Source organism: Halobacillus sp. BAB-2008 (genome assembly GCF_000328325.1).
In the GTDB taxonomy this organism is placed as follows: Bacteria; Bacillota; Bacilli; order Bacillales; family Halobacillaceae; genus Halobacillus.
In genome coordinates this window covers 24165-30717 of record NZ_ANPF01000044.1, presented here as the reverse complement: position 1 = coordinate 30717, position 6553 = coordinate 24165, and the positions used below count along the sequence as shown (strand labels likewise).

The 6553-nt window shown below is 48.7% G+C and carries 2 protein-coding genes; both read left to right on the top strand.

What is annotated here, in order from left to right; all coding sequences use genetic code 11:
* The first annotated feature begins 80 nt into the window (after positions 1–80).
* Positions 81–4043 (top strand): cell wall-binding repeat-containing protein, encoded by a 3963-nt coding sequence (locus D479_RS10625; RefSeq protein WP_008636777.1) that lies wholly within the window; start codon positions 81–83, stop codon positions 4041–4043.
* A 30-nt stretch (positions 4044–4073) separates the two neighbouring features.
* The gene (locus D479_RS10620; RefSeq protein WP_008636776.1) at positions 4074–6545 is read left to right on the top strand and encodes a cell wall-binding repeat-containing protein; all 2472 of its coding nucleotides are present in this window, start codon (positions 4074–4076) and stop codon (positions 6543–6545) included.
* Positions 6546–6553 lie beyond the last annotated feature (8 nt).

Here is a 6553-nt window from a genome sequence, read left to right as displayed (position 1 = left end):
ACAATTTACACTAATGTTACATTTAATGTTATATAATGAATATTGTTGCAGAAATTAAAATTAATATGGGAGGTTTTGTTTTGAAGAAGAACTACTTCGTACGCAGTGTGAGTTCTGTGGTTGTCGGTTCGCTCGTTCTTGGAGCTTTCACGCTTCCAGCCGGAAATGTCCGCGCAGAAGCACCGACCGCTGATGATCTGCTGATCTCAGAGTATATCGAAGGATCCTCGTTCAACAAAGCTTTGGAATTGTACAATGGGACAGGCAGCGACCTGGACTTGAGTGCCTTCACGCTAGAAACCTATTTTAATGGAAAAACAGTAGACCCCGCCGAGCTCCAGCTCGAAGGAACCCTCAAAGCTGGTGAAGTTTATGTAATCGCCCACGCGCAAGCAGGAAAAGAGATCATGAATGTCGCCGATACCACGAATTCGCAGGTCGCTAACTTCAATGGTGACGACGTCATCGTTCTGAAGAAGAACGGTGAAGTCATCGATTCAATCGGCCAGATTGGATCCACCGACAAATACGCACTAGATGTGACACTGACCAGGAAGACGGACAGCCTGGCAGGCGATGTCAATCCTGATAATGCTTTTGACACCAGCACCTCATTTAAAAGCCTACCAAAAGATACATTTACTCATTTAGGGAAATACCCGGATGATGCCGATTCAGGTGATCCGGAAGATCCAGCTGCTCTCACAAGTATTGCGGATGCAAGAACGAATAACGTTGGTACTGCAGTAAAAGTACAAGGTGTCGTGACAGCAATGTTCGAAGCCGGCGGCCAGACGAACGCATACATACAGGATGACACAGCAGGCATCATTGTCCGTGCTTCCGGTTTGAAGGCAAATGTCGGTGATGAAATAACAGCCGAAGGAAAGTTCGCAAGCTACTATGGAATGGCTCAGATTGAAACCGGCGGGGACAAAGTCGTCGTTTCGACCCCTGCTAAAGGATTGCCTGCGCCTCAAGTCGTACAAGCGGCTGATTTTCAGGCAGAGTCCGGGGAAGCAATCGAAGGTGAATTCGTTCAACTGGATGATATAGAAGTTACTGGTGAGAACGACCGTGGAGACTTCATTGCCGAAGATGACAGCGGCGAGTTCCTGATCAGTCCGGCAACTGCTCTTGCTTTGGAAAGCGGTAAGACATACGAAAGGCTGCAAGGTGTGGTTAATTACAGCTTTGATGAGTACCGTCTCGTGCCGAGAGATGAGGGCGATATCATTGAGAAGCTCTTCTCCGTGACGGCCAGCCCGGGGAGCGGTACAGTCAGTACCGGTACGAAGGTTACTCTGCAGACGGCCCAGCCGGATGCAGCGATACATTATACAGTGGACGGAACATCTCCCTCAGCAGACAGCAAAGCCTATGAAGGACCGATTGAGCTTACCGAAGACACGGTAGTCAAGGCTGTCGTCGTGAAAGAAGACGGCGAAACGAGCGAAGTATCTACATTCTCCTATGATGTCTTAGATGTGGAGGATATTGCTATTCATGATATTCAAGGGGAAGCCCACAGCTCTCCTTATGAGGGAGTCAACGTATCAAGTGTCGGTGGCATCGTTACGGCTCTTGATGGAACGAACGGCTTTTACATGCAGGAACCTGATCCAGATGATAAAGATGCAACATCAGAAGGAATCTATGTCTACGCGAAAGGTTCCGGTGTGAAAGTCGGCGATGAAGTGTCGGTAAACGGAGAAGTGAAGGAGTGGCGGGAGGACGGTTATGATGATGCAGCAGACCTTCTGACGACGCAGATTACTTCCACGTCCGTCACGGTACAGTCCTCAGGCAATGATCTACCGGCCGCCATTGTTCCTGGAGAAGACAGAATCCCTCCAACGGTGACGATTAAAGAAGGAGACGCTTTTGATCCTGATAAAAACGGTTTGGACTTTTATGAAAGCCTGGAAGGAATGCGGGTGGAACTCAAGGATGCCACGGTCACCGGCCCACCTAAATATGACGAGCTCCCTGTCTATGTGAATACGAACGATGACCAGTTGTTTACAAATGCCGGAGGGCTGCTGGCTTCTCCTGAAGATTACAATCCGGAACGAATCCAGCTGGATGTAGATGGATTGGATGTCAACGCCAAAGTAGGAGACAAGTTGGATGGTTCTGTCACCGGAGTCGTCAGCTATGACTACAGTAATTTCAAAATCCGCCTGACGAGCGATTTTCCTGAAATTATTGATGGCGGAACAAAAAGAGAGACGACCAAGCTGGAGAATGTCGAAGATGAACTGAATATCGCGTCCTATAACGTGGAGAATTTCTCTGCATCCACAGATCAGGATAAAGTAAATAAAATTGCTGAGTCGATCAATGCGAACCTGAAACAGCCGGATATCATCGGACTTGTTGAAGTCCAGGATAACAACGGGGCTGAAGATGACGGGACGGTCGAAGCGGATGAGTCTTATCAGAAATTAATAGATGCCATTAAAGCGGATGGCGGGCCGGAGTATGCCTTTACGGACATCGCTCCTGTCGATAAACAGGACGGTGGTCAGCCGGGAGGAAACATTCGTGTCGGCTTCCTTTACAATCCCGACCGTGTAACGATGACAGATAAAAAGGACGGAGACGCGGAGACGGCTGTCGAAGTGTCGGAAGATGGATTAAGTCTGAATCCGGGCCGTGTCGATCCGATGAACGAAGCGTTTGAAAACTCACGGAAGTCCTTGGCAGCAGAATTTGAATTCCAAGGAGAAAAAGTAATTGTTGTTGCCAACCACTTCAATTCTAAAGGTGGAGACGATGCGCTCTTCGGTGCCAATCATCCTGTGGAGCTTGGAAGTGAAGTGCAGCGAATGAAGCAGGCAGCCGTTCTTAACGGTTTTGTCCAGGATGTTATAGACAACGTGGATGATGCGAACGTCGTCGTACTTGGCGACTTGAACGACTTTGAGTTTTCAAAGCCGTTGGAAACGTTGAAAGGCGATATTTTAACAAACATGACAGAAATGCTGCCGATCACAGAACGTTATTCCTATAACTACCAGGGGAATGCCCAGGTGCTCGACCATATCCTGGTCAGCAATAACCTTGCCAAATTGGCGGAAATCGACAGTGTAAACATTAACTCAAATTTCTCTGAAGCAGACGGCAGAGCAAGTGACCACGATCCGATGCTTGCTCAATTGGAATTCGGTACGCAGGTAGAGCGCGTGTCTGGAGAAGACCGATATAAAACCGCTATTGAAGTATCTAAGCAGGGATGGGAGGAAGCAGATACCGTTGTTATTGCACGTGGAGACTCCTTCCCGGATGCTCTGGCAGGTGCACCGCTTGCCTTTAAAGAGGACGCACCGATTCTTTTAACGAAGTCGAAACGTCTTTCGGCTGAAGTGAAGGCGGAAATCGAACGGTTGGGTGCGAAGAAGGCCATTATATTAGGTGGAACAGGCGCAGTATCTGACTATGTCGGGTACCAGCTTAAGGGAGAAGGCTTGTCCGTAGAACGGATCAAAGGTGCTGATCGATATGAAACAGCAGCGAACATCGCTGCCCGCCTGGACGGCAGCCCGGATAAAGCAGTCATAGCGGATGGGAGAAACTACCCGGATGCATTGTCAGCTGCCTCCTATGCAGCGGCCAACGGCTACCCGATTCTTCTGACTAAGACGGATAAACTTCCTGCGGAAACGAAACGTGCGTTGTCCGGTATGGAAGAGACCATCGTTCTCGGCGGAACGGCGGCAGTCAGTGAAGAGATCTTGAAGAAATTGCCGAATGCAACAAGGTACAGTGGTGCCACGCGTTATGATACGTCCGCAGAAATAGCTGGGAAACTGTTCGGAAAGACGAATCATGCCTTCGTCGCAACAGGAGCGGATTTTGCAGATGCGTTGACAGGTTCTGTTCTTGCAGCGAAGGAGAATGCCCCGATGCTGCTCGTGCAGAAACAGCAGATTCCTGAATCTATCGAACAAGTTATAGAAGAACAGGATTACAGTCAATATCACATTCTCGGTGGAACGAATGCGGTAAGTGATGATGTCATGGATGATTTAAAAGAGTAAATCATAACGATATAGGGGAGAGGTAGAACCATGAAGAAACTTAAACCATTGGCGGTTGTTGCTGCCACAGGAGCCATCGCTCTAGGTACGTTCGCTTTGCCATCGGGGGAAGTCCAGGCGGCAGAGGGGGATTTTGACTTAACCATCATGCACAGCAATGACACCCACGCGCATCTGTCCAGTGTTGCCCGTAAGGTGACACTGGTCGATCAAATCCGTGCAGCGCGTGATAATTCCATTCTGCTGGATGCCGGGGATGTGTTCTCCGGAACGCTTTTCTACAATCAGTACAAGGGTCTTGCTGATGTGAAGTTTATGAATATGATGGGCTATGATGCCATGGTTCCAGGAAACCATGAGTTCGACGACGGTCCTGAGCCGCTTGCCAACTTTATTGCGGAAGCAGATTTCCCAATTGTCAGTGCCAACATTGATTACAGCAAAAACGAACGATTGAATGCGGTATTTAAAAATGAAATCGGAAAACCGGGGGAAGCGGGAAACATTTATCCTGCAACGATCATTGATGTGGATGGCGAACAAGTCGGCGTATTCGGATTAACATCGGAAGAGACGGCATACCTATCTAATCCCGGAGAAACGATAGCTTTTGAAGATTACATTGAAAAAGCAGAAGAAACGGTGAAAATGCTTGAAGATGCGGGTGTAAACAAGGTCATCGCCTTAACACACGTCGGGGTCACTTATGATGACGATTTGGCTGAAAAAGTTGACGGCATCGACGTTATCATCGGCGGACACAGCCATACGCAGCTTGATGAGGCCGTTGTTTATGATGAGGGCGGAGAACCTACCATTGTCGTTCAAACGGGGGAATATAGTGAATTCCTTGGAGATCTTCAAGTAAGCTTCGACGAGGAAGGCGTCCTTACTGATTGGGACGAGAACCTGATCGAAATTGACGCTAAGAACGAAGACGAGGAGTATATCATTGAGGCGGATCCTGAGGCGCAGGAACTGCTGACCGAATTGGAAAAACCTCTGGATGAGCTGAAGCAGCAGGTGGTAGGAGAGACGACAGTTCCTCTGAACGGGGAACGGGCAGATGTCCGCCAGGGAGAGACCAACCTTGGGAACTTGATAACAGATTCCATGCTTTGGAAAGCACAAACGAGCGTTCCGGAAGCATCTATTGCCATTCATAACGGTGGAGGAATCCGTGCTTCCATCGATCAAGGTGAGATTACAATGGGTGAGGTATTGACGACAATGCCTTTTGCCAACAACCTTGTAACGCTTGATCTGACAGGAGACCAGATTCACCGTGCGCTTGAAAATGGTGTGAGCGATCTGGAAAACGGCGGCGGTCGTTTTGCCCACGTTTCCGGACTGCAGTACACGTTCGACCGCTCCAATGAAGTCGGTGAACGAATTGTCGATGTTAAAGTGAAGACGGACGACGGGTTTGAACCACTCGATCTGGACAAAGAATATACAATTGCGACGAACGCTTTCATTGCTGACGGCGGAGATGGCTATACAAGCTTCAAGGAAGCGAAAGATGCCGGTAAGATGAAAGAATTGTTCTTCGTTGACTATCAAGTATTCACGGAATATTTAGATGCAAAAGAAACCGTGTCCCCGAAAGAAGAAGGAAGAATCATCGAGAAGGCGACCGAGCGTGTTAAAGGAGCCGATCGTTATGAGACAGCCATCGAAATCTCGAAAAAAGGCTGGGATCACGCAGATACGGTTGTCATTGCACGGGGCGACGAATTCGCTGATGCCTTAGCTGGTGCGCCGCTTGCCTACCAGAAGGATGCGCCGATTCTTTTGACGAAGACAGATGGTCTGAGCAGTAAAGTGACAGAAGAAATCAAACGCCTTGGTGCGAAGAATGCGGTTATCCTTGGAGGTACCGGTGCCGTATCCAACTATGTGAAATATCAGCTTAACGGTATAGGGGTCCAGGTCGAGCGTATTTCCGGTAAGAACCGGTTCCAAACCGCTGCCGGTATCGCTGCCCGTCTTGGTGGAAATCCTGAGAACGTCATCGTAGCAGACGGCTTCAATTACCCAGATGCACTTGCAGTCGCTCCATACGCAGCGAAGGAAGGGTATCCGATTCTGTTATCTAAGACAGATAAGCTTCCTGCTATCACGAAGACAGCTCTCCGTGATTTCGACCAGAGTATCATCGTCGGTGGAACAAACGCTGTTTCGGAAGATGTAGAAGCTATGCTTCCTGCTCCGACCCGCTACAAAGGAGCCGATCGTTATGAAACAGCCTCCATCATTGCTGAGAAACTGACCGCACCAAAAGGGAAAACTTTTGTTGCGACAGGAGCGGATTTCGCTGATGCACTTACAGGGTCTGTCCTTGCTGCCAAACAAGATGCATCCATGCTTCTTGTCCGAAAAGACAAGCTGCCGGCAACGACAGAAGAAACAATTGAAAAACTTGATTTGAACAATTTCCAAGTCCTTGGCGGCACGAATGCCGTCAGTGATGAGGTAGCAGATCAATTAGAGCAGGAATAATAAACTGG